This is a genomic window from Microcoleus sp. OTE_8_concoct_300, assembly GCF_031383065.1.
Taxonomy (GTDB): Bacteria; Cyanobacteriota; Cyanobacteriia; order Cyanobacteriales; family Microcoleaceae; genus Microcoleus.
Genome location: NZ_JANMZH010000906.1, coordinates 1 through 2,775 on the forward strand (window position 1 = coordinate 1; position 2,775 = coordinate 2,775).

The 2,775-nt window shown below is 47.2% G+C and carries 1 protein-coding gene and 1 pseudogene; both read left to right on the top strand.

From position 1 onward, the window contains the following. Window positions 1-285: 285 nt before the first annotated feature. A pseudogene (locus ACUVJL_RS39045) lies at window positions 286-411 on the top strand (zinc ribbon domain-containing protein); the annotation flags it as partial. An 11-nt stretch (window positions 412-422) separates the two neighbouring features. Next, entirely contained in the window at window positions 423-2,255 is a 1,833-nt protein-coding gene (locus ACUVJL_RS39050) for an iron uptake porin (protein WP_445250722.1), read from the top strand. The last annotated feature ends 520 nt before the right edge of the window (window positions 2,256-2,775 follow it).

A 2,775-nucleotide genomic window follows, 5' to 3' on the forward strand; every position in this document is an offset into this window, starting at 1 on the left:
TAACGGGGAATTGATTATGGGTAACAAGTAATCGGTAATTGGTAATATCCTTTGTACTTGCGTTGCCATAAATTGTCATCGTTCACGGCGATCGGCTCTCTTGAGAGACTTGACAGTGCTCAATGTTCTGCACTAACATAAAATAGCCATCAGCGTCCATCTGCCGTTAAAAATTATTTTCCACGAACTCTTCTAGGGTTCCGAGGGTGCCTAGGAGCGATACAAAAGCAAAACAGAGATGTCCGCCTATCCTGAAAGAGTGCGGATTGTGCATTTTATGAATTTCAACGCCAACTTGATTATAAATCTCAAAAGTTGGGTTGTGAAATAATTGTTGCCGAGCGAGGGTTTTCGTCAAGTAAAACCTGTTCAAACTGCCGTGACCAGAAACAAGGTTTTTCATTTATATAGTAGGAGCAACAATGTCCAAACTTTTTGGAAAAAGTTTCTGGTTTTGCCTCGCTTGCTTGAGTAATTTATTGTTGCTAAAAAACACGGTCTTTGCAGCAGAAACAACTGCCGCGCAGGTGCCAATTCCTGATGCGCAAGAGCCGATCGCACTTTCGGAAACCCAGCATCAGCTTGCCGCAGAAACAGACGCGCCGAGCCAAGCAGTATCTGTTCCCGCGCCCCCGGAAACAGTCCACTCTGACGCGACAGCAGACACCCCAGAAAGCCAATTAACAGCAACATCAAATCCCCCCGGACCGCCAGTTATTGCCAGCGAGTTAAAGCAATCTGAAACCCCAGCGACCAAGCCAGAAAAAAATCCCCTGACTCCAGCAAAAACCGCAGCTCAATCGCCAGATGCCACCTCTATGAATCAGGTGACATCAGTATCTCAACTATCCGACGTGCGGCCGACAGATTGGGCTTTCCAAGCCCTGCAATCCCTCGTGGAACGCTACGGCTGCATCGCGGGATATCCAGACGGAACCTATCGCGGCAACCGAGCATTAACTCGATACGAATTCGCCGCAGGTTTGAACGCTTGCTTAGACCAAGTTACCAAGCTAATTGGCTCCTTGCCAGCTAACATTGTCACCCAAGAAGACTTAGCGGTACTGCAACGCTTGCAAGAAGAATTTGCCGCTGAATTAGCGACCTTGCGCGGTCGAGTGGATGCCTTAGAAGCGCGGACGAGCGAACTCGAAGCAAATCAGTTTTCGACAACTACTACACTCAATGGAGAAACCATTTTTGCCGTTAGCGATACCTTCGGAAAAGGTGCTGTCGGTGATGACAAAACTACTGCAAACCTTGGGTATCGGGTGCGCTTGAATTTCGATACTAGCTTTACCGGAACTGACCGTTTGAGAACGCGCTTGCAAGCGAGAAATAATGCTCGGTACGATCGCCCTACCGGCACTCCCATGACTCGCACCAACTTTGACGGGGATGGCGGCTCTGAAATCACCCTCGATAAACTCAGCTATCAGTTCCTCATCGGGAGCCGCACTAATGTTGAAATAGGGGCAAAAGGACTTACTTCTGATGATGTAGCTCCTTTAATCAACCCTTATTTTGATAGTGCAGCTCAAGGCGCAGTTTCTCGGTTTGGAGCGTTCAACCCCGCTATTTACAACACTCCCGGAGAAACGGGAATTGCCATCAATCACCAATTGAGCGATCGACTGAATCTAACTTTGACCTATCTGACAAATACCGCCGCTGACTCTACAGAGGGTAACGGACTTTTTAACGGCAGCTACGGGGCGATCGCTCAACTTACTTACTCCCCAAGTTCCGAACTCGATTTAGCGTTAAGTTACGTGCGAAGCTACTCCCGCAAAAATGATGTTGACCTTTCTCTCGGCACCGGCAGCAATAACGCCAATCAACCATTCAATCAAAATGCGACAAGAGGCAACCATTTCGGCCTTCAAGCAAGCTGGCGCCCCTCGTCTCGATTTGCGCTTTCAGGGTGGGCGGGATACGTAGACGCTCAGCAGTTGTCCGGCGGCGATGCCAAGGCCCAAATTTGGAACGGTGGAGTGACTTTTGCATTCCCAGATTTGTTCTCCGAAGGCAATGTCGGCGGTCTGATTGTTGGCGTCCCGCCAAAGACGACTCGCAACGATATTAAAGAAAACAAAGACAATGCTACTTCTCTTCACGTAGAAGCTCTGTACCTGATCCAGGTAAGTGACTTTATCAGCATTACTCCTGGGGTTTATGTTATTACCAATACAGATCATAACAAGGATAACGGTACAACATGGGTGGGAGTTTTGCGAACTAGCTTTACTTTCTAAACTGTTAGAGAAAAAGGCAGGCACGACACCGATTGACACGGATACACGGATTAAGTATTGAGCGTGATTTACTTTAAGTAGGGTGTATCAGTTAGCATGATTTTTCCGACAAACCAACAATCTCACAACTGACGCATTTTGCAACAAATGGTGCGTCAATCGATTTGAGATTTGAGATTTGAGATTTTAGATTGACCCCAGGGATAAATGCGGGGGCTTGAGGATTTTCGATTTTCGATTTTGGATTGATTCCACGGATAAATCACGTGGCGGGTACCACCTTTGAAATTCGCTTGTCAGAATCAAACTTTCTATGCTGACTAAGGAATGAGAATTAAATAACTTCCACAAGTTTGTGGGATGGGCGTCCCGCCCGTCCAAAAAGGACGGGCGGGACGCCCATCCCACAAACTTGTGGAAGTTATTTAATTCTCATTCCTTAGTCAGCATAGAAAGTTTGATTCTGACAAGCGAATTTCAAAGGTGGTACCCGCCACGTGATTTATCCGTGGAATCAATC